This is a genomic window from Actinopolymorpha pittospori (assembly GCF_014873875.1).
In the GTDB taxonomy this organism is placed as follows: Bacteria; Actinomycetota; Actinomycetes; order Propionibacteriales; family Actinopolymorphaceae; genus Actinopolymorpha; species Actinopolymorpha pittospori.
This window is the reverse complement of the sequence record NZ_JADBEM010000001.1, coordinates 8,022,023-8,042,580: the sequence shown is the minus strand read 5'-3', so window position 1 is coordinate 8,042,580 and position 20,558 is coordinate 8,022,023. Positions and strand designations below refer to the sequence as shown.

19 protein-coding genes and 1 riboswitch are annotated in these 20,558 nt (G+C 71.7%); of the genes, 11 read left to right on the top strand and 8 right to left on the bottom strand.

Annotated features, from left to right (window positions below; genetic code table 11):
- Together qcrC and ctaE are read right to left on the bottom strand one after the other, a co-directional pair.
- The gene (qcrC, locus tag HEB94_RS37390; protein ID WP_475554679.1) at positions 1-807 is read right to left on the bottom strand and encodes a cytochrome bc1 complex diheme cytochrome c subunit; all 807 of its coding nucleotides are present in this window, start codon (positions 805-807) and stop codon (positions 1-3) included.
- 79 nt (positions 808-886) lie between these two features.
- Positions 887-1,534 carry an aa3-type cytochrome oxidase subunit III gene (gene ctaE / locus HEB94_RS37385; protein WP_192754210.1) on the bottom strand — a complete coding sequence of 216 codons (648 nt, stop codon included), beginning with the start codon at positions 1,532-1,534 and terminating at the stop codon, positions 887-889.
- A 222-nt stretch (positions 1,535-1,756) separates the two neighbouring features.
- Between ctaE and HEB94_RS37380 the strand changes: the two genes are divergently transcribed.
- Both HEB94_RS37380 and trpD read left to right on the top strand, forming a co-directional pair.
- Complete coding sequence (locus HEB94_RS37380) at positions 1,757-2,209, top strand: response regulator (protein ID WP_192754209.1); 453 nt, start codon at positions 1,757-1,759, stop codon at positions 2,207-2,209.
- Positions 2,210-2,244: 35 nt separating this feature from the next.
- Complete coding sequence (gene trpD, locus HEB94_RS37375; RefSeq protein ID WP_192754208.1) at positions 2,245-3,285, top strand: anthranilate phosphoribosyltransferase; 1,041 nt, start codon at positions 2,245-2,247, stop codon at positions 3,283-3,285.
- 135 nt (positions 3,286-3,420) lie between these two features.
- Here the strand turns inward: trpD and HEB94_RS37370 are convergent, their stop codons facing one another.
- From HEB94_RS37370 to HEB94_RS53895, 4 genes are all read right to left on the bottom strand, one after another.
- The gene (locus HEB94_RS37370) at positions 3,421-4,695 is read right to left on the bottom strand and encodes a DUF2510 domain-containing protein (protein ID WP_192754207.1); all 1,275 of its coding nucleotides are present in this window, start codon (positions 4,693-4,695) and stop codon (positions 3,421-3,423) included.
- Between the two features lie 168 nt (positions 4,696-4,863).
- A complete protein-coding gene (locus HEB94_RS37365; protein ID WP_192754206.1) occupies positions 4,864-5,145 on the bottom strand; it encodes an Lrp/AsnC ligand binding domain-containing protein in 282 nt (93 codons plus the stop codon).
- A 61-nt stretch (positions 5,146-5,206) separates the two neighbouring features.
- Entirely contained in the window at positions 5,207-7,093 is a 1,887-nt protein-coding gene (locus tag HEB94_RS37360) for a DEDD exonuclease domain-containing protein (protein ID WP_420481556.1), read from the bottom strand.
- Between the two features lie 130 nt (positions 7,094-7,223).
- Positions 7,224-7,985: a methyltransferase gene (locus HEB94_RS53895; protein ID WP_192754205.1), complete on the bottom strand. Its 762-nt coding sequence runs from the start codon at positions 7,983-7,985 to the stop codon at positions 7,224-7,226.
- 145 nt (positions 7,986-8,130) lie between these two features.
- Between HEB94_RS53895 and HEB94_RS37350 the strand changes: the two genes are divergently transcribed.
- The 6 genes from HEB94_RS37350 (at position 8,131) to HEB94_RS53890 (ending at position 15,188) form a co-directional block, all read left to right on the top strand.
- Positions 8,131-9,453 (top strand): NYN domain-containing protein, encoded by a 1,323-nt coding sequence (locus tag HEB94_RS37350; protein ID WP_192754204.1) that lies wholly within the window; start codon positions 8,131-8,133, stop codon positions 9,451-9,453.
- Between the two features lie 78 nt (positions 9,454-9,531).
- Positions 9,532-9,750 (top strand): hypothetical protein, encoded by a 219-nt coding sequence (locus tag HEB94_RS37345; RefSeq protein WP_192757217.1) that lies wholly within the window; start codon positions 9,532-9,534, stop codon positions 9,748-9,750.
- Positions 9,751-9,939: 189 nt separating this feature from the next.
- Positions 9,940-10,108: riboswitch (cyclic di-AMP (ydaO/yuaA leader) on the top strand.
- 135 nt (positions 10,109-10,243) lie between these two features.
- Positions 10,244-11,152, top strand: coding sequence for a C40 family peptidase (locus HEB94_RS37340; RefSeq protein ID WP_337918186.1), 909 nt, complete (start codon positions 10,244-10,246; stop codon positions 11,150-11,152).
- A gap of 88 nt (positions 11,153-11,240) precedes the next feature.
- Entirely contained in the window at positions 11,241-12,647 is a 1,407-nt protein-coding gene (locus tag HEB94_RS37335) for a hypothetical protein (protein WP_192754202.1), read from the top strand.
- 54 nt (positions 12,648-12,701) lie between these two features.
- Positions 12,702-13,958 carry a M48 family metalloprotease gene (locus tag HEB94_RS37330; protein ID WP_202896760.1) on the top strand — a complete coding sequence of 419 codons (1,257 nt, stop codon included), beginning with the start codon at positions 12,702-12,704 and terminating at the stop codon, positions 13,956-13,958.
- An 81-nt stretch (positions 13,959-14,039) separates the two neighbouring features.
- Positions 14,040-15,188 (top strand): glycosyltransferase, encoded by a 1,149-nt coding sequence (locus HEB94_RS53890; RefSeq protein WP_192754201.1) that lies wholly within the window; start codon positions 14,040-14,042, stop codon positions 15,186-15,188.
- A 24-nt stretch (positions 15,189-15,212) separates the two neighbouring features.
- Here the strand turns inward: HEB94_RS53890 and HEB94_RS37320 are convergent, their stop codons facing one another.
- Positions 15,213-17,255: a polyamine aminopropyltransferase gene (locus tag HEB94_RS37320; protein WP_192754200.1), complete on the bottom strand. Its 2,043-nt coding sequence runs from the start codon at positions 17,253-17,255 to the stop codon at positions 15,213-15,215.
- 99 nt (positions 17,256-17,354) lie between these two features.
- Between HEB94_RS37320 and HEB94_RS37315 the strand changes: the two genes are divergently transcribed.
- Positions 17,355-17,972, top strand: a complete 618-nt coding sequence (locus HEB94_RS37315; RefSeq protein ID WP_192754199.1) for a hypothetical protein — start codon at positions 17,355-17,357, stop codon at positions 17,970-17,972.
- On the opposite strand, the gene HEB94_RS37310 is transcribed toward HEB94_RS37315, so the two are convergent.
- Positions 17,921-18,592, bottom strand: a complete 672-nt coding sequence (locus HEB94_RS37310) for a UdgX family uracil-DNA binding protein (protein WP_192754198.1) — start codon at positions 18,590-18,592, stop codon at positions 17,921-17,923. The two genes, HEB94_RS37315 and HEB94_RS37310, sit on opposite strands and share 52 nt — an antisense overlap.
- 201 nt (positions 18,593-18,793) lie before the next feature.
- Between HEB94_RS37310 and HEB94_RS37305 the strand changes: the two genes are divergently transcribed.
- Positions 18,794-19,771, top strand: coding sequence for a DUF3500 domain-containing protein (locus tag HEB94_RS37305; protein WP_192754197.1), 978 nt, complete (start codon positions 18,794-18,796; stop codon positions 19,769-19,771).
- A 346-nt stretch (positions 19,772-20,117) separates the two neighbouring features.
- The gene (locus tag HEB94_RS37300) at positions 20,118-20,558 is read left to right on the top strand and encodes an SRPBCC family protein (RefSeq protein WP_192754196.1); all 441 of its coding nucleotides are present in this window, start codon (positions 20,118-20,120) and stop codon (positions 20,556-20,558) included.

Sequence of the window (20,558 nt, the reverse complement as noted above, 5' to 3'; positions counted from 1 at the left end):
CTATGCTCGCTTTCCCTTGGCGGTCCTCGCCGCGATCCAGACCGCGATGATCACCAGTCCGGCGATTCCGACGAGCCACGCCGCGAGGCCCTCGGTCACCGGTCCGAGTCCGCCGAGGGCGAACCCACCGTGACTTGGTTCCTCGCGGAGGGTCTCCAGGTAGCCGATGATCTGCCGCTTGTTCTCGGGCGTGATCACGGCGTCGGAGAAGACCGGCATCTGCTGCGGGCCCGTGAGCATGGCCTCGTAGATGTGCCGCGAGGAGGTGTTGTCGAGGTTCGGCGCGAACTTGCCCCAGGTGAGGGCGCCGCCCTTGCCCGCGACGTTGTGGCAGGAGGCGCAGTTGGTGCGGAAGAGCTCACCGCCCTCGGCGATCTCCGCGTCGGAGAGACCCTCCGAGCTGGTGTCCGCCGGAATCGCGGGCCCGGGCCCGAGCGAGGCGACGTACGCCGCGAGCGCCGAGATCTCCTCGTCGGAGAAGGCGACCTTCTTCTGGGGGATCTGCGGACCGGGCTGCTGGGCCGGCATGCGGCCGGTGCCGACCTGGAAGTCGACCGCGGCGGCACCGACGCCGATGAGCGGCGGCCCCGCGTTGGTGCCCTGCGCGTTCAGGCCGTGGCAGGAGGAGCAGCTCACGGAGAAGAGCTTCTTGCCCTGCTCGATCTGCGTCGACTGCGCCGCGTCGGCGGAGGCCTGCGACGACGGGGAAGCGAGCGCGTAGATACCGCCGAAGGCCGCGAGGGCCATCAGCACGACCACAGGGCCCGCGAAACGGTGCCGGCGCCGAGCGCCCAGGATGGTGCTCAACCGGGGACGAGCCCGAAACCCGACAGTGTGGAACCGGGGCCGACCCCGGACGCCGAAAGGCACGTCTGCCTGCTCCGTCCTACTTAATGAGATAGATGGTCGCGAACAGGCCAATCCACACGACGTCGACGAAGTGCCAGTAGTAGGACACCACGATCGCGCTCACGGCCTGCTCGTGCGTGAAGCGGTTCGCCATGAAGGTGCGGCCGAGGACCAGCAGGAAGGCGATCAAGCCGCCCGTCACGTGCAGGCCGTGGAAGCCGGTGGTGAGGTAGAAGACCGAGCCGTAGGCCGACGAGGAGAGCGTGACGCCCTCGTGGATCAGCTCGGCGTACTCATAGGTCTGGCCACCGATGAAGAACGAGCCCATCACGTAGGTGAGGACGAACCACTCACGCAGCCCCCACCTGGAGACGTCGAAGAGTCGGCCCGTACGGCCCGGCTGGCCCCGCTCCGCCGCGAAAACGCCCATCTGGCAGGTCACCGACGACAGCACCAGGATGGTCGTGTTGACGAACGCGAAGGGAACGTTGAGCAGCTTCGTTTCCTGCGCCCAGAGTTCGGGGGAAACCGCCCGAATCGTGAAATATGCCGCGAAGAGGGCGGCGAAGAACATCAGCTCGCTCGCGAGCCACACGATCGTCCCGACACTGACCATTGAAGGCCGGTTGGGATGGCCGTGGAAGCGGGCGGTCGGTTCTACGGTTGCTGTCGCCACGTCGGCCATTATGTCGGTCGATCTGCGCAGCCTTTGGCCGACCCCCAAAGGCAGGCGTGCCGGCCGGAAATGTCGGCCGGCACCGCGGTGCGCCCCGGGCGGTCCTGAGGATACGGCTTCTGGCCGGTCCGGCGGCGCACGGCCGAGGGCAGCGGTGGGACGGCCGCCGGGTAACATCACGCCGTACGCCGTTCATGTCAATGACGAACTCTCACGCCAGAGGACACCTCGATGAGCGTTGAAGCCGCCGCGTCCCACTCCGGATCGGACTCGGGATCCGCCCCGCGTTCGGTGCGTGTCCTTGTCTACTCCGACGACCGCACCACCCGCGACAAGGTCAAGTTCGGGATCGGCAAGCGGCCGGAGCGCGACCTTCCGCCGTTCGAGTTCGTCGAGTGCGCCACGCAGTACGCCGTGCTCAAGACCCTCGACGCCGGCGGCATCGACGTGGTGATCCTGGACGGCGAGGCGGTGCCCGCCGGCGGCATGGGCGTCGCCCGCCAGTTGAAGGACGAGATCTACCAGTGCCCTCCGGTGCTCGTGCTCACCGGACGGGTGCAGGACGCCTGGCTCGCCACCTGGTCGCGGGCCGAGGCGGCGGTGCCCTACCCGATCGACCCGGTGGCGCTGTGCCGGACGACCGTCCAGCTCGCCCGCCAGCGGCTCGCCGCCACCACCGACTGACCAGGCGACTCCCTCCGCCCGACTCCGGAGCTGACATGGCAGATCAGCCGGCCCTGGTGTGGCCACAACTGCTTTCCCTCCTGCTCCGCGGCGAGAACCTCACCCCGCAGCAGGCGTCCTGGGCGATGGGCGAGATCCTCGCCGGCCAGGTCACTCCCGTCCAGGTCGCTGGCTTCGCGGTCGCCCTCCGAGTGAAGGGCGAGACCGTCGAAGAGGTCGACGGGATGGTCCAGGCGATGTACGACCACGCGACCACCATCGAGGTGCCGGGTCGTGCCGTCGACGTGGTGGGCACCGGAGGTGACGGAGCCCACACCGTCAACATCTCGACGATGGCGGCGCTGGTCGCCGCGGGCGCGGGCGCCCGGGTCGCCAAGCACGGCAGCCGCAGCGCCTCGTCCCTGTGCGGCGCCGCCGACCTGATCGAGTCTCTCGGCATCCCACTCGACCTGCCGCCCCAGCGGGTCTCGGAGATCGCTACCGAGGTGGGGATCACGTTCTGCTTCGCCCCGCAGTTCCACGCCGCGATGCGGCACGCGGCGCAGACGCGGCGCGAGCTCGGGGTGCCGACGACGTTCAACATCCTCGGCCCCATGTCCAACCCCGCCCGGCCGGAGGCGCAGGCGGTCGGCGTGGCCGACGCGCGGATGGCCGGAATCGTCGCCGGCGTGTTCGCCGCCCGCGGCGTGGACGCGTTCGTGTTCCGCGGGGACGACGGCCTGGACGAGCTCACCACCACGACCACCTCGGCCGTCTGGGTGGTCCAGAACGGCACGGTGAGCCAGGAGCACTTCGACCCCGCCGAACTCGACATTCCGCCCGCCCCGCCCGGGGCGTTGCGAGGCGGCGACGTCGCCTTCAACACCGACGTCTGCCGACGGGTGCTGGCCGGGGAGTCCGGCCCCGTCCGCGAGGCGGTCCTGCTCAACGCGGCCGCGGCGCTCGCGGTCCACGAGCCATCCGAGGCTCCGCTGGCGGAGCGGATTCGCAAGGCCTACGCGCGAGCGGTCTCGTCGGTCGACGAAGGGCGCGCCGCGGCGATCCTCGACCGCTGGGTCGAGGCGGCACGTCGGTAGGTCCGTCCGATCGGCGGAGGGCGGCGGGCCACCCCCGCAACGCTTCTCCTCCTCGGCGATGTCGCTTCGTCACGATCTGCCGCGTCCGGGTACCGGTCCGCGGCAGATCGCCGAAGCGAAACGGCGGGACCGTCCTCAGTCGACGACCCGCAGCGAGCTGATCGCCTTCTCCGCGTCCTGCCTGAGCTCGGGGTTGGTGTCGGGGATCGAGGCGACGAGGATGCCGGCCTTGTCCGCGCCCAGGTCGACGACCACGATGGAGACCGTCTCGCCCTGCGACCGCAGCTGCGGAATGCGATAGGTGAAGTGCTGTCGCAGGAGATGCGCGTTGTGCCCGTCCACCTGCAGTGAACGGTTCGTCTGGGTGGCCCGGTCGACGTTGGGCGTGGGGAAGCCGGCCCTCGCGAACCACGTCGCGGCGCGTTCGGCGTTGGCCGCGAGTGAGTCCGAGGGGGAGTACCAGTCGGGACTCGCGGCGCCGGTGCCGATGAACGCGACCCAGTTCTCCTCGCCGTCGTAGCGCTCCTCGGTGACCTGGGTCTGGGCCACGCCCTGGAGGAGGATCATGGCCGCCCCGTCGTCCCTGGTCCACGGGTTGGGCAACGGAGCGAACACCAGGCGGGAGCTCACACTCGGGTCGGGTTCACCCGCGGTGACCGACGGAGTGGGCGTGCCGGACGGCGACGCCGGGGCGGTCGGCGACGGCGTGGCAGGCGGTGTCGTGGGCTCGTCGGACGGCAGTGGTTCGATGGCCGGCGGCGTGGCTGGCTGGGTCGGGATCGGGGTGGGGCTCGCGGCCGCGTCGACGGCAGGGTCGTCACCACGAACGAACGTGAGGTAGCTCACGACGGCGGCGACCACGGCGACGATCGCCACGCCGACGAGGATGACTCCCACCCGGCGGGAGGTCGGATCGGCCCCGTGGGTGAGGACCTCGGTCGGGCCGCCGGGCGCCGAGGGGCCGGCCGGGCCGCCCTGGCGTTCGCCCCACGGCGGGAGGTAACCCGGTCCGGGCGCGCCCGCGGGCGGCGGGACCGCCGGACCTCGGGACGGTGCGCCGTACGCGGAGAGGCCGTGCGACGGGGCGCCGTACGCCGGGGTTCCGTGCGGTGGAAACCCGGCTCCCTGTGGCGTGGAGGGGGCGGCGGCGCCGAACTGGTCCGGTTGGTTGGACCCGGGCGGGACGGATGAGTCGGGTCCCGTGGGACCGGACGACGAACCGGTGCCGGGTCGGGCTTCCCGCGTGTCCTGCTGTCCGGTGCCGGGTGGCACGACAGGCGGGGCGGAGGCCGGCGGCGGTGCCTGCTGGTCCTCGCTGATCGCCTGTGTCCATTGGCGTCCGTCCCACCAGCGAAACGCTCGCGGTATGCCGGACGGGTCGGTGTACCAGCCGGGCGCCTTCTCCGTCATGCGCAAAGATTAAAGGGTCCTGATCACATGAGGGAGACGGGCCGTCGAACGGATCCGGACCACAGGTCGGCGCCTCCGCGAGCACGCGCAGCGCGGTGCGGAGCGGACGTCGGGCCGATCCGCCACCGTGGCGTGCGGCCGTGCGTCACCCGTCGGCAGCGCTGAGGGTCAGTCCTCGATGCCGAGGCTGAAGGCGGCCTCGAGGTCGTGGCGGGAGTAGGCCCGGAAGGCGATGTGCGTCTCGGTCGCGGTGACCCCGGGCACCTTGTTGAGTCGGTCGGCCACCACGTCGGCGATCTCGTCGTGCTCGCGCACCCGGACCAGCGCGATCAGGTCGATCTCGCCGGTCACGGAGTAGACCTCGCTCACACCGTCGAGTTCGGCGATCTGCTGCGCGACCTCAGGGATGCGGTCGACGTCTGCCTGGACGAACACGATGGCCGTGATCACGGGTGCCTCCTCGGGCGCCTGCTGGATGCTGGGCGGACGGTGCCGCGGACGGATGGGTGGCTCATCGCGCCGGTCGGTGCACCGGTCGCAGACGCCTGCGGTCCTCGCAGAGTACGACGTCGTCGCGAGCGGCGTACGCGGTGTCCAGCCACTCCAGCCGCGACTGCGCGCCACCGACGGGACAGCTCCACTCACCCGAGAGTTCGACCAGTCGGACGCCTGGCAGCTCGAGCCAGGCCAGCACGCGTTCGGTCTCCTCGGCGGTGGCCGCGGGGGCCGGGGGTGGCGGCGGCTCGACGGTCTCCGCAGCACTGACGATGACGTCGATCGCCGCCCGTGCCGGCGTACCCCGTGGGACGACGCCCGCCGCGGCCAGCCGGCCGTGGCGCACCACGTGGGCCTCCCAGCCGCCCTCGGGAGTTCGCCGGGCCGCGACCACCTCCGGACAGCGGGCCAGTGCGCTCATGCGTTGGGTGCGGGCAGCGGCTCGCACGAAGGCGGCCATCCGGTCGCGGTGCACGGCTGCCTCCTCGAACCGGGTCTCGACCACCAGGGTTCCGATCCGCCGGCTGGCCGCCTCCACGACGCGCGCGGGGTCCGCGGCGATGGCGGCCTGCACGTCGGCGACGTGGGCGGCGTAGGTCTCCATGTCGACGGCGCCCACACACGGAGCCACACACCTGCCCATCTCGGCGAGGACGCAGGCCGAGCCCGACCGGGGGAAGCGGGAGAGCCGTTGGGTGCACTGCCGGATGGGGAACGCCTCGTGGATCGCGGCGACCGCCTGCTCGGCGACCCGGCGGGAGCCGAACGGTCCGAGGTAGGTGCCGGAGTCGGCCTTCACCTCCCGGACCAGGGACAGCCTCGGGAAGGGCTCGACCGTGACCTTCAACCAGGTGGCTCGCTCGGGGAACCGCGAACGGCGGTTGTAGCGGGGCTTGTGCGCCGCGATCAGCCGGAGCTCGCGGACCTCGGCCTCCAGCGGCGTGGCGCACTCGATGCCGGTCACCTTGCTCGCGAGGCCGACCATCTCACCCATCCGCGAGCGCGTCTCGGAGGCGGTGAAGTAGGTGCGGACGCGGGCGCGCAGGTCCTTGGACTTGCCGACGTAGAGCACCCGGCCGCGGTCGTCGGTGAAGATGTAGACGCCAGGGGCGTGCGGGAGGTGGTCGGCGAGGTGCCGCTTGCGGCGTTGGGCGGGGGAGACCCGGGAGCTGAACGCCGACAGCTCCTCGAGCGTGTGCACGCCCAGTGGCCCGAGGCGTTCGAACAGGCCGTGGAGAACGTCGACGGTGGCGCGCGCGTCACCGAGTGCGCGGTGCTTCGGAGTGGTGCCCGAGCGGAAGTATCGGGCCAGGGTGGCGAGCTTGCAGTCGGGCGCGTCGTCGCGGGTGAGCACGCGCCGGGCGAGCCGGGCGGTGTCGAGCACCTCGAACGACGGCCAGCGCTGGCTGTGCGCGTGTGCCGCGGCCCGGAGGAACCCCACGTCGAAGGGTGCGTTGTGGGCCACCAGCACGCAGCCCTCGGCGAACTGCAGGAACGCCGGAAGAGCCGAGGAGAGCCCGGGCGCCGAGGCCACCATGGCGTCGGTGATGCCGGTCAGGACCGCGATGAACGGTGGGATGGAGTTGCCCGGGTTGACCAGGGTCTGGAACTCGCCGAGGATCTCGCCGGCCCGGACCTTCACGGCCCCGATCTCGGTGATCTCCGCGGACTGCGGCGACCCGCCGGTCGTCTCGAGGTCGACCACGCAGAAGGTGACGTCGCGCAGCGGGGTGCCGAGCTCGTCGAAGCTCGCCTGGACGCCGACCGGGACCGGTCTCGGGGCCGAGGTGAGGCTCGCCTGGGGCGCCACCTGATGCATCGCCGGGGACCTTGCCGGGACAGGCGCCGGCGCTTGGGCGTACGGCGTGCCGGCGGCGGGCCAGGAAGTCTCCTCGGCGGTCATGTCTCAGAAGCTACGGGCGCCCACCGACATGTCGGAGCAGCGACTCGCCCCGGCGGGGACGCCCTGGTGTGACGACGACAACACCGCACCGGCGGGCGGTCCGGGCCTCGGCCGGGTGCGGTCGTCGACCTCAGCCGTGGGTGATGCGGATCTTGGACTGGCCGTGCGGGCGCGTCTCCCAGTCGTCCATGAACTGTCCGCGCAGGCCGTACCGCTCGGCGAGCTTCACCAGCGTCTCGGTGCGGTAGTAGAAGTCCTCGTGCAGTACCTGGTGCTCGCGTCCCTCGGTGCGGTCGAAGGTGAAGTCGAAGAAGCCGCCGGGAGCCAGCACCCGGCCGATGTGCGCGAAGCACTCCTCGATGACGTGCAGGGGTGAGTGGGAGAACACGCTGTGGGCGTGCGCGACGGTGAAGTGGGCGTCGGGCAGGAACGCGAACGTCAGGTCACGGGTGGGGGTGAGATGGGGGAGTTTGTCCTGGAGCCCCTGGGTGGCGAGCGTCTGCTGGGCGGCGATGAGGATGTCGGGGGAGATGTCGATGCCGTAGTAGTTGCCGGCGTCGAGGTAGTCGATGAACAGCCGTCCGGCACGCAGGTTGCCGCAGCCGATCTCGAGCATCCGGTCGGTGGGCTTGAGGCCGTGTTCGACGAGGTAGTCGAACTGCATCGTGCCGAGAGCGAGCCAGCGGTCGTGTGACTTGCTGCCCACGGCCGCCTCGGCACTGCGCGCAGTGTCGGACTTCATCACGGCGCGGTAGTAGCTCACGTGGTCGCGGGCGCGGACCCGTAGGACGAGGTCGCGGGCCAGACGCCGGGCGTATGGCGCCACTTTGCCCGGATTTCGTACGGCGTACTGGATCTGGTAGAGCGGGTTGGCCCGGTTCTTCGTCGTCACGCTGCGGAAGTTAACCACGCTTCCAGCTGCCGGACACGTTCACCTCACCTGGGTCGCGCTCGTTCGGACCGGCGTTCCCACTGGTCAGCGGCCGTGTCACCGGGCTCCACGTGGCGACCGCCGGCGGGCAATTACGCTCGCAGCCGTGAGCAACGGAGCCGGGTCCGACGACGATCGGACCGACGACCTCGCCCGGCCACTGCCCGAGCCGGTGCGCCAACGGGTCGTCGGGTTGGCGTCGGACACCCTCGGCGGCCTGGCGGCCGAGGAGGTGCCGGCCCCGCTGCGACCGTTCGCGCGGTTCGCCCCGGCCCGACGCGCCCGGCTCGCGGCGATACCGATCGCGGCCGCCGTGGACGCGGACGCCGACTTCCGGGCCCGGGTCGCCGACCGGGTGCGGGCACTGGTGCCCGAGCTCGCCGCGGCGCTGGACGAGGGCCGCCGGCCCGCCGCGGTCGATCCGCTCGACGTCGCGGCCACGGCCTACCTCCTGCGCCCGAGTGGGTGGACGTCGGTCGTCGGTGAGGTCCTCGACCTGCTCGACCGGGAGTCGGCGGTGCTCGCGGGAGGCCGCGAGGCCGAGTCGGTCACCCGCCTGCGCGATCAGGTCACCGAGGCGCGGGCGAGCGCTCGTCAGGAACGTGAGCGTCGTCGAGCCGAGCTGGCCGCGCTGAAGGAGGAGAACACCACCCTGCGCCGGACGCTCCGACAGGCCCGCGACCGGGCCAAGGCAGCCGAGGAGGAGGCCGAGCGCCAGGCCGGCCTGGCCGCGCTGGCCAGGGACCAGGCGGCGGCCGACAGCGCGCGGGCGGATGCCGAGCTGCGGCGGTTACGGGCTCGGATCGCCGACGCCGAGGCGGCGATCGAGGCGAGCCGACGCTCCAGCCGTGAGGATCGCGACGTGGCGAGCGTCCGGCTGCGTCTCCTCCTCGACACACTGGTCGACGCCGCGCAGGGACTCCGGCGGGAGCTCGCGCTGCCACCCGCCCTGTCCCGCCCCGCCGACACCGTCCTGGCGCGTGAGCCGGCCGCGGGTGGCTCCATCTCCGGTCCGGAGGACGTGGTCTCCCTGGAGACGCTGGTCGCGCTCCCGCAGGTCCACCTCGTCGTGGACGGCTACAACGTGACCAAGACCGCGTGGCCGGTGCTGCCGCTGGAGACGCAGCGGACCCGCCTCGTGACGATGCTGGGCGGGCTCGCGGCGCGCACCGGAGCCGAGATCACCTGCGTGTTCGACGGCGCCAAGCTGCCCGCTCCACCGCCGGTGTCGGCGCCGCGCGGAGTGCGGGTCCGCTTCAGCCCGGCCGGCGTCAGCGCGGACGACGTGATCCGCCAGTTGGTGGCCGCGGAGCCGGTCGGACGGCCGGTGGTGGTGGTCTCGAGCGACCGGGAGATCGCCGACGGGATCCGGCGTTCGGGGGCCCGGCCGGTCCCCGCCGAGGCGCTCGTCCGACTGCTCGCGCGCTGAGACCGCTCCGGGGCTGTCGGTGGTCGTGTCTAACGTCCTACGCACCGCAACAGTCGGGCACGACGGGAGGCAGGCAGCATGCGCATCGATTGCGACCACTGCGCGGCGCGGGGGCGACACTGCGGCGACTGCGTGGTGACGGTCATCCTCGGCGCACCGCCGGTCGGGGCGGGTCTGGACGAGGCCGATCGCAGGGCACTTCGGGTGTTGGCCGAGGCCGGCCTCTGGTCACCGGACAATCCCCCGACAGTGGTGATCGAACCCCACATTTCGGACGTGATGCCGATCGCACAGTAAAGGTATTCTCACGTTCGGCCAGGAAGCTGTCACGATTCGTACGGAATGTCGTGGCAAATCCGACGATGTGTCGACGCGGTTCCTTCAACTTTGCACGCAACACGCCGTGGGGATTTGAAAGATCACGATGTGATCACTAGAGTCCCGCGCCAAGTGTCTGTTTTGTGTGAGCCGTCCACCGGGCCGGCGGCAGACGCTTCGCTTAGTCCTCGTCGGAGACCACCGACGGGGAGCCGGGGACCCAAACAATCCCGGGGTGAATCGGGGTTGGTCGGCCACCAAGCCGGCAAACCTTCCGTAGGGCGACTTCCCGGCCCGAACCCGTCAGCTGACCCGGTATGCGTCTGAGGAAGGAAGGGGCTCACTGCCCGTGTCGAACCGCCGCAAGTGCCCTCCAGGGCGTGCGTTGCTAGCAGTCGGCACGGCCACGATCGCCATGGTCGCGGCCATCCCCGGGTCGAGCTATGCCGAGCCCACCCGGAGCATTGACGAGGTGCGTCAGCAGGTTGACGACCTCTACGCGAAGGCCGAGAAGGTCACCGAGCAGGCCAATGAGCTGAGAGCTCAGATGCAGACCATCGACCGTCGCGTCCGCAAGCTGAACACCGACATCGGTCGGCAGCAGGGGCGGCTCGACGCGCTCCGCACCAGCATCGGCGAGTTCGCGGCGGCCGAATACCGCACCGGTGGTGTCGACACCACCGTGCAGCTGCTCGTCGCCGACGACCCCAAGGAATTCCTCGCCCAGATGAGCACCGCGCAGGCGTTCGCGGGCCAACAGGGCGACCTGCTCCGTCAGTTGCAGTCGGAGCAGAAGCGACTCTCGGAGCAGCGGGCCGCGCGCGAGGCCGAGCTGACCCGCTACCGCGAGGCCAGGGACGCGGCGACCGCGCGCAAGAAGGCCGCCGACACCAGCGCGGCCAAGGCGAAGGCCGTACTCGACCGCCTCACCGCAGCCGAGCGGGCCCGCCTGCAGGCCGCGGAGGAGCGGGAGCGGGCCAGAAACCGCACGACCCGCGGCGACGAGCGTATTCCGCCGCCGCCCTCCGGCAGTGGCCGCGGCGCGATCGCCCTCAACTTCGCGCGCGCTCAGCTCGGCGAGCCCTACGTCTTCGCGGCGGCCGGCCCCAACAGCTGGGACTGCTCGGGTCTCACGATGATGGCCTGGCGCGAGGCCGGTGTGTCCCTTCCGCACTCGTCCCGCCAGCAGTACGCCGTTTCCGCCAAGGTGTCCCGCTCGCAGCTGCAGCCCGGCGACCTGGTGATTTTCTACAGCGACATGCACCACGTCGGCATTTACGCCGGCGACGGCATGGTGATCCACGCGCCGCGCCCCGGTAAGAGCGTGGAATACATCCAGATGAAGTACATGCCTTTCGCGGGAGCGGTGCGACCGGGTTAGTGTTCGACACTTCACACATAGTGACGCACACTCCGCCTCTCCCCGTTTCATGGGGAGAGGCGGAGTCGTTCTTCCGTACGATGCGGGGGTGATCGGCGACCCTCCGCAGCGCGTCCGACGTCACGCCGCCACGCGCCGGCGGGCGGTGGTCCGGATTCTCGCCGTCCTGGCCTGTGGGGGTCTGGCGCTGTCTGGCGCCGTGGCCCTGACTATCCCCGCACTCGGTCCCGCCCAGGTGCCCTCCGCGGCGAACATGCGTTCGGCGGGGGTGGCCGGACTGGACCGGTCAGCCGGCGCGGCCGACGGCGCGCCGATGATCTCCGGGCCCACCGCGGACCTCGCCGCCGAGCGCGTGACCCTCGCCGGGAAGGTCCTCGGCCGGCAGGCCGCGGCGGTCCGTGCGGGTGACCGAGCCAGCTACCTCGCGACCATCGACCCGGCCTCGCCGGACTTCGCGGCCGTCGCCGCCCGCACCTACGACAACCTCGCGCGGATGCAGGTCGTCCAGGTCCGGTTCGGCACGCCGTCCCTCGACGACGGCGCGCTGACGGCGGACCGGCGAAGCGCTCTCGGCCCCACGGCCTGGGCCGCCGACGTCGAGATGACGTTCCGGCTGCGGCAGGGCGACACGCAACTGTGGAAGACGAGCCTGCGGATGGCCTTCGTCCAACGTGGTGGACGGACCTACGTCGCGGGCGACCGGGAGAACCAGGCCGCGACCGATCCGATGCCGCTGTGGCTGATCGACAAGGTCGACGTCGTACGCGGCAAGCACAGCCTCGTGGTCGGTGTCGGCTCCCGCACGCGACTGGAGCGGTACGCCCTCACCACCGACCGCTCCGTCCCACGGGTGACCTCGGTCTGGGGCCGGAACTGGGACCAGTACGTCGTGGTGCTCGTGCCCGCCACCCAGGGCCAGATGGAACGCCTCATCGGCGCCGACAGCGACAGCCAGGCGGCGGTGGCCGCCGTGACGACCTCGGTGGGGCGTTCCGATCCGAACCTCGCCTCGCACATCGTCATCAACCCGCGGACGTTCGACCAGATCGGCAGCCTGGGCCGGCTCGTCGTCCTCACCCACGAGGCGACCCACGTCGCCGCGAACGCCACCATGAGCAGCATGCCCGTCTGGTTGTCGGAGGGCTTCGCCGACTATGTCGGATTCCGGGGATCCGGCCTCGCGAGTTCGGTCATCGCGGAGGAGTTCCTCCAGCAGGTACGCCAGGGCGGCGCTCCGGACGCGCTCCCGGGCGGCCCGCAGTTCGATCCGCAGGCCAAGGCGCTCGACGAGGCCTACGAATCAGCCTGGACCGCGTGCAGCTACGTCGCCGCCCGGTGGAGTCAGGCCAAGCTGGTCGAGTTTTACGTCGCGATGGATCGCGCGGCCTCGGCGGCTGACCAGGCCGATGTCTATCGCCGGGTTCTCCGTACCACCGAGCAAGACTTCGTGCAGGGTTGGAGGGAGTACGTCGAGGCGCGGAGCAAGGACGGGTAACGCGTGCGCCAACGGGGGATCGATCGGCGGGGGGCGGCCATCACCTTGCTGGTGGTGTCTGTCTGCTTGGTGCTGCTCATCCTCCTCACGACCCCCTGGAACCCCTGGGGCCGCCACGTCGCCGGGGCCTTCGGGGCGCCGGCCCCGCTGACCGAGGACTTCGCCCCGGCCGAGATCGCCAGCAGCGTGGCGTTCCAGCAGGTCGTGCGCATGCCGATCTACGTCGCCAGTGGGGTGGGCCTGCTCGCGGCGCTATGGCTTGGCTTCACCCGGGTCGGCGCCCGACTGAGCGCACGGATTCTGCCCCGCGTAAGCCCGTGGTGGGCCCGGGTACTCCTCGGGACCTTCGCGGTGACGCTCGCGGTCCGGATCGCCGTCCTGCCCTTCGACCTGTGGCTCGAGCTCGCGCGCCGGCGAAGCGGCGTGTCGACCCAGAGCCTGGGCGGTTGGGCGGCCGACCTCGCGATGACGTACGCCGTGACCTTCCTCGTCACCGCCACGCTCGTACTCGTCATGATGGCGCTGATCCGGCGATATCCGCGGCGGTGGTGGATGGCGGGATCGGCCGTCGCCGCGCTCACGGTCATGGTCGGCTCGTCGATCTATCCGGTGCTCGTCGAGCCGATCTACAACCAGTTCACCCCGATGCCGGCCGGTCAGCTGCGTTCGTCGTTGCTCCAGCTCGCACAGCGCGACCGCGTGCCCGTCGAGGACGTCCTGGTCGCCGACGCGTCCCGGCGAACGACGCGGTTGAACGCCTACGTCTCTGGTTTCGGTCCGACGCGGCGCATCGTCGTCTACGACACTCTGCTGGCGGAGGCCACCCCCGGACAGGTCCAGCTGATCGTCGCCCACGAACTCGGTCACGCCAAGCACGGGGACGTGTTGCGCGGCACCGTGGTCGGCGCGGTGGGGGCGGGCGCCGCCGTCATCGCGCTCGCGCTACTGCTCGACACCGCCTGGATCCGGCGGCGCGCCGGGGTGAGGTCGGCCGCCGACCCGCGCGTGGTCGCGCTCGTGCTCGCGCTGACCGCGCTCGGCGTGCAGGTGAGCATGCCGCTACAGAACATGATCTCCCGCCGGGTCGAGGCGCGCGCCGACGTGCACGCACTGGACCTCAGCCACGACCCGACCGGCTACGCGCAGACCCAGCGCTGGCTCGCCGTGGCCAACCGGAGCGACCTCACGCCTGCTCCGGTGTGGTTCGCGTTGTTCTCGACCCACCCGACCGCGCCGCAGCGCATCGCGCTCGCCCGCTCCTGGTCCCACCGACAGGGCCTGCCGAGGATTCCGGCGATGGCGGCCCGTTGAGACGGGTCGCCGGCGGGAGCCGAACACGGCGCGGGTGCAGGTGCCCCTGGCCGGGTGTCGCGCGCCGGATAGGGTCACCGTGTGGCGCGCACACTCGTTGTGACCAACGACTTCCCGACCCGTCAGGGTGGTATCGAGGCATTCGTGCTCGCACTCTGCCAGCGGATGCCACCGGCCGAGATCGTGGTCTACACCGCCTCGATGGAGGGCGACCGCGAGTACGACGCGACCCTGCCGTTCCCGGTGGTCCGGGATCCCTCCGGCACCCTGCTGCCCACTCCGCAGGTGGCCCGGCGGACGAGTGAGGTTCTGCGGGCGGAAGGCTGTGACCGGGTGGTCTTCGGGGCCGCCGCGCCGCTCGGCCTGCTCGCGCCCGCGCTCCGTAAGGCCGGCGCGCGGCGGATCGTCGGGCTGACCCACGGTCACGAGACCTGGTGGGCGCGGGTTCCGGGGCCGAAGGGTCTGCTGCGCCGGATCGGCCGCTCCACCGACGCCCTCACCTACCTGGGCGACTACACCCGGTCGATGATCGCGAAGGCGCTCGCGCCGCAGGACGCCGCCCGGATGGCCCAGCTCACTCCCGGTGTCGACATCAGGGCGTTCCGGCCCGGTACGGGAGGCGAGGTCGTCCGCAAGCAGCTCGGCATCGCCTCCGACGCACCCGTCGTGGTGTGTGTGGCCCGGCTCACCGAGCGTAAGGGCCAGGACATCCTGATCCGCTCCTTCCCGCACGTCCTGCGGGACGTACCCGACGCCACCCTGCTCATCGTCGGCGACGGTCCGCATCGCGCGACGCTGGAGAAGCTGGCCGAGGAGACTGGAGTGCGCGGCCAGGTGGTGTTCGCCGGTGCGATTCCATGGACCGACATCCCGCCGTACTTCGACGCCGGGGACGTCTTCGCGATGCCGTGTCGGACCCGGCTCGGCGGGCTCGAACCAGAGGCGCTCGGCATCGTGTTCCTCGAGGCCCAGGCGAGTGGCCTCCCGGTGATCGTCGGTGATTCGGGCGGGGCACCGGACGCTGTCCTGCACGAGGAGACCGGGTACGTCGTCGACCCGTACAACCCTGTCGCGGTCGCCGCGAAGATCGTTCCGCTGCTCCAGAACCCGGAGCGGGCGCGGGTGATGGGGGAGCGCGGCCGGGCCTGGGTCCGGGAGAACTGGACCTGGGAGGCCTCCGTCGCGAAGCTGCGGGCGCTCCTCGACTACCCCGCGGTGAGCAGGGACTGACCGGGCTGCCCGCTCGGCGCCTCCCTACCGCGGCGAACCAGTAGGCCCTTCCGGTCCGGACGGGCGCTCGTCACTGCCGGCTACGCCCGCGGGAGCTGGCTCGTCGGTCAGATCAGCCGGATCGGGCGGATCAGCCGGATCGGTCGGACGCGGGCCGCTCCCGGGCTGATCACTTCGGGCCGGGTCTTTCTGGGCCGGGTCCTGCTGCGCCGGGTCTTTCTGGGGCTGGTCGGCGCTGGGCGTGGCCGGGCGTCCCGCCCGCCGGAGAGCGAGCAGCTTCGATCCGGCGGCGACGACGACCGCGACCGCCAGGGCGCCGAACAGCACCGGGCTGCCGAGGACGGGAACGGCGTAGCCGACCAGTGCGCCGAGGAGCGCACCGAGCACGGCCAAGCCGGTCGTGCGGGCGGGATCGGCAGGGGGCAGCCGCCGGCCGAGCCTGCGGGCGACCGGCCCACCGACCGCGATGAGCAGGATCGCGCCGAGGAGCAGCAGGGCGAGAGCGACGGAACGTACGTTCCAGGTCGAGCCGAACCGGAGGGACGCGGCGCTGAGCGCCCAGAGTCCGACCAGCCAGGCCGCGGCTCCGGTGCCGAGGCCGGCCAGGCGCGGTTGCCTCCGGACGCCGCGCCGGCCGCCGAGGACGACCGCGACGAGCAGGACCGCGACGGCGAACCCGAGCAGTGCGGCGACCGTCTCCGTCGACCACGGCCAGCCGTGCCGGCTCAGCGCCGCCTGATCGTCGGTGACCGGGACGTCGTACAACTCGTTGAGCATGGCCGCTCTCAGGGCGCAGTCGCGCGACGCGAGTGGAACCGTCGGGGCGGTCCGCGCCATGCCGGCGCTCGGGGCGACCAGCGTGGTCGTTCGCTCGCCAGACAAGGTGCAGGCCGGACCGATGGCCGCCACCACGGTCAACTCGAGCCGGCGTACCACCCACCCAGATCCTTCGTAGATCACCGCCACCGCGCCGTTCGGGTCGAGGAGCGTGCGCGCGCGGGCGAACGCCTCCGTGGTGAGGGCGTAGGACGAGCCGGGTGTGCTGGTACCGGGTAGGCCGAGCCGGGCGACCTCGGGGGTGAAGATGATCAGGTCCCAGCGGTCCGTCGCCCCGTTGAGGAACGCCCGGGCGTCAGCCACGTGCACGCTCACCCGGGAGTCGGCGTAGGGATGGTCGGGATGCCGGCGCGCCCCGAGGTCGACCAGGGCCGGGTCGACCTCCACCGCGTCGACGTGCTCGGCGCCCCGGGCCAGGGCGAGCGCGGTGTCGTTGCCGGTCCCGGCGCCGAGCACCAGAACCCGCCGCGGATGCCCGCCTGGTACCCAGTCGAACGGCGCCAGCGACGTCGGCTCGTCCCGCGCGAGTTCCGCAGCGGCGCGTGGGGCCGGCAGCGGTAGGCCGTCCCGCCTGACGGTCGTCTGGCCGTCGATCGGTGTCCGCTCGGTGACGAGGCCGTACGGCGACCAGGTCGCCCCCACGGTCATCCCTCGTACGCCGAGGACGAGCGGCGGCAGCGCGAGGACCACGACCAGCCCGATCGGCAGCCCGGGCCGCGGCCACAGAATGGCCGAACCCACGGCGAGGAGCACCGCCCAGCCGACCGGGGGCACGCCGGCGAACGTCAGCAGCATGTCCAGCAGGACCCCGCCGAGCGCGCCGAGGGCGAGCAGCACGAGGGCGCCGGTCGTGGTGAGCACCGCCGGGCGACGAGGCCGGGAGCTTCGCCCGCCCGTCTCGTGCAGCACGCGTCCAGCGAACTCGGCGTACCCCGCCATCGCCACCGCCCCCGCCAGCGCCACGACCGGCACCATGACCCGGACCGACGGCAGCGGCAGGAACGTGAGTGCGAGGACCAGGACGGCGAGCACGGTCGGGCCGTACGCCACCCGTCTGGTCGTTCGGGTCGATCGCAGCAGCCCGACACCCGCACCGAGCAGGGCGGCCAGGGTGACCGCGGTCGGGAGGCGTTCGAGCAGGAGTCCGTGCGAGGTGACCCAGCGGGGAAGGGAGAGCAGGAGCAGGGTGACCTGGGCGCCGGCGAGCGTGATCCGGACCCCGGCCCTCATGGTCCCTCCTCCGGCGCGGGGGGCCGGGACCCGGCGTCCCTGGCCCGCGCGTGCGGTTGAATCTATCCGCACGGTCCGGGTGATGGGGAGGTGAGCGAGGTGCCGGAGGTGGACCTCGCCGACGACACGTTCGTCGTCGCGCCGGCCGAGGAGCTGGCGGCCAGGCTCGCCGGCCTGGCCTTCTGGCGTACGTGCTGGCCGGCGATCGAGCTCAGTCCCTACCACGACCGTGGTGCGGAGGGCATGCGGTGGTACGCCGGCGGCGCCCTCTCCGGGACCGCCGAGCTGTGGCTCGAGCCCTACCGCGACGGCACGGTCGTGCACGTCTTCCTGCGGGCGGATCCGGCGCGGGGAACCTCACCTCCGCGCCGGCTGGCCCGGCTACGGCGGGACTACGCCGTGTCGCTGAAGACGGCGTTGTTCGCACTGAAGGACGAGATGGAGTCCGGCCGCGCCGTGGGTACGAGCCGGATTCCGATCCCGGCCAGGCCTTCGACCAGGGGTCCGGACGAACTCCACATCCCTGCCGCGACCGGCGCCGAGGCCCCTGCCGAGGTCCACACCGAGGTCACTACCGAGGTCCGGATCGACGAGCGCCCGGACGCGGCCGGCGCGGCCCCTGATACCGGCCGCGCCGCGAAGACCGCTCAGGTCGCCGAGGCGGGTCAGGACAGAGACTCCGCGGCGACCCGCAGATCGGCGACGAGGCCCGCGTAGGCCTCGTCCCGGTCGAGTGCGCGCAGCACCGCCGACGGGTGGATCGTGGCCAGGATCGCGGAGGGCACGTGCTCGCCTGCCTCCGACTGCCCGGCCATGAGTTCCTCTTCCGGTGGTGGCAGGAGCACGCCCCGCCGCTCGGTCAGTTTGAACGCCGGCCCGAACACCGCCTTCGACGCGGTGGCACCGAGGCAGACCAGGAGTTCTGGTCGAACCGCGGCCAGTTCGGCGCTCAGCCAGGGCCGGCAGGCCACGATCTCGGTCCGGCCAGGTGTCTTGTGCAGCCGGCGCTTGCCGCGCTCGGCAGGGACGAACTTGAAGTGCTTCACGGCGTTGGTGACGTACGTTCCGACCCGGTCGATACCGGCGTCGGCCATGGCCCGGTCGAGGACGCCGCCCGCGGGACCGACGAAGGGCTCGCCCCGCCGGTCCTCCACGTCGCCTGGTTGCTCTCCGACGAGCACCACCCTGGCGTTCGGGTCGCCCGCGCCGAACACCGTCTGGGTCGCATCGCGATACAGGTCGCAACCCTGGCACGACCCGGCCGCCTCGCGCAGCGCGGTCAGGTCGGTGCGCTCCGGCAGGAAGTCGGCGGCGGTACGGGCTGGCTTTCGGGCCACCCCACTGGCTTACCCGCCCGACCCGCGGTCACGCGAGTGGGGCCGGCCCGATCAGGAGACCGCTCGACGGGGGCGAGATCGGCGGATGCCACAGACCGATCGGGGACAGCCACGGCCGTGGGCTCGGGCCTGGTCGATCCGCGCCGCTAGCCTGACGGGGACCGTGGTGGCGAAGTGGTGGACGAAGCGGGTGGAGGACCGATGGCCGGATCCCAGGCGGGCGCGGCGGCGCGGATGACAGAGGCGGCGACGACGTTCCTGGCGGCGCTGAGCGCGGAGCAGCGGGCGGCCGCGACCGCGCCGTTCGACACCGGCGACCACCGGGACTGGACCTACCTGCCCGGTTCGCGGCCGGGGCTTCCGCTCGCGGACATGGACGACGCCCAGCAGGGCCTCGCCATGGAGCTCCTCGCCACGGGTCTGAGCGCGGCTGGTACCGACCGGGCGGGCGCGATCATGGCGCTGGACGCCGTCCTCCGGGAGCTCGAGCGGGAGGCCGGCGTGAGCAACTGGGAGCGGCGGGACGCCAAGCGCTACTGGTTCCGGGTCCTCGGCGACCCGGGCGGTGACGCGCCCTGGGCCTGGCGGGTCAACGGCCACCATCTCGCCGTGCACCTCACGGTGGTGGGTGACCGGGTGGCCGGGACGCCGCAGTTCTTCGGCGCGAACCCCGCCCTCGTCCCCTCCGGCCCGCACGCCGGGCTCCGGACCCTGCCGGAGTCGGAGGACCTGGCCCGGGTACTGCTCGGCTCCCTCGACGCCGACCGGCGGGCCGTCGCGATCGTCGACCCGATCGCGCCGGGCGACATCCTCACGCGGCACGACCCGGTGGCCGACATCGGCCGGGTCCCACGCGGACTGGCGTACGCCGACATGACCGAGCCGCAGCAGGGTCACCTGACCACGCTGTTGCGGCACTACCTCGACCGGTTGACTCCCGAGGTCGCGGAGGAGTCCTGGCAGGAACTCGTGGTGGCCGGGCTGGAACAGGTGACGTTCTGCTGGGCGGGTTCGGAGCAGCGCGGACTCGGCCACTACTACGCCCTGACCGCCCCGCCCTTCCTGCTCGAGTACGACAACACCCAGAACGACAACAACCACATCCACACCGTTTGGCGGGACCTTCGCCACGACTGGGGCGAGGATCTCCTGGCCGCCCACTACGCGCGCCAGCACTGAGCGCGCCACCCGCGGTCGCCGGCTCCCGATCCGACGTACCGCGGCCGGTGCACTCCCGCGGTTGGGCGTGCGCCCGGGCGGCCCCCGGCCAGCCGGTCGGGACGATCACGCTCGCCCGGTCGTGGACGACGGATCTCGGGCCGCACCGGCCGCGTGCGATCCCGGTGGTTCGGCCCGGTGGTTAGGCGCGGTGGTTAGGCGCGGTGGTTCGGCCCGGTAATGCGGCGGTGGGACGACTCGAGGGCCGGTGTCCGACCACGCGCGTGCCAGTGTGGGGTGTGAAGCACGCGTTTTCGATAACCTGCCTGGGCGGGACACACTTCTTGGTGGGCGGAAGGGTAGGGCAGTGGCAGAGCACACGAGCTCGAGCGTCACCATCAAGGCGACGCCGGCGGACATCATGTCCGTCATCGCCGATTTCGATTCCTATCCGAGCTGGGCCGCGGCGGTGAAGGAGGTCCAGGTCGTCACCGTCGACGACCGGACCGGACGACCCGACCACGTGCACTTCGTCCTCAACGCCGGCGCGATCAAGGACGACTACACCCTGGCCTACACCTGGGAGGGCGACCGCGAGGTCCGCTGGACCCTGGTGGAGGCGAAGGTGGTCAAGTCCCTGGACGGCGCCTACACCCTGCGCGACCGGGGTCGAGGCAACACCGAGGTCACCTACCGCCTCGCGGTCGACGTGACCTTTCCCATGATCGGCCTGATCAAGCGCAAGGCCGAGAAGGTGATCATCGACACCGCCCTGAAGGAACTCAGGAAGAAGGTCGAGCAGGGCTGA